The following is a 389-nucleotide window of genomic DNA, read 5'->3' as shown; positions in this document are numbered from 1 at the left end:
TGGCCCTTGGGGCAGCTTTGATTTCCTCGAACAGGCGGTAGCGACGATCAGCGGGCAATGTCGCACCCACGCCATACCAAAGCTTGAGCCGCAGCAAATCCTCGCCGGTCAGGCCAGCAGCACCATGAACGGCATCGCCCAGCTCTCGTACTGCGCCGCCAGGATCAGGAAGACGAAGACGATGGCGAGGGCAAACACAACCGACGCGATCGATCCAGCCTTGAGTTCCTGGAAGGTGATGCCGGTCCATTCGAAACCGAAATCCCTGGGCAGCGCGGTCGCCGCTGCCCGCTCCATGGCGGCGACCGCCTGGCCCGACGAATAACCGGGCGCGGCGCCGCCATTGATGGTGGCCGAGGCGTTGTTGTTGCAGTGCGGCACGGTTTCCG

1 protein-coding gene is annotated in these 389 nt (G+C 64.0%); it reads right to left on the bottom strand.

What is annotated here, in order from left to right; genetic code table 11:
* Positions 1 to 108 precede the first annotated feature (108 nt).
* The coding region (locus EN807_RS32995) for an efflux RND transporter permease subunit (RefSeq protein WP_246684514.1) at positions 109 to 389 on the bottom strand (281 nt) is incomplete at its 5' end.

Source organism: Mesorhizobium sp. M5C.F.Ca.ET.164.01.1.1, assembly GCF_004792125.1.
GTDB classification, from domain to species: Bacteria; Pseudomonadota; Alphaproteobacteria; order Rhizobiales; family Rhizobiaceae; genus Mesorhizobium; species Mesorhizobium wenxiniae.
The sequence above is the reverse complement of the archived record's forward strand: the minus strand, read 5'-3'. Positions and strand labels throughout refer to the sequence as shown.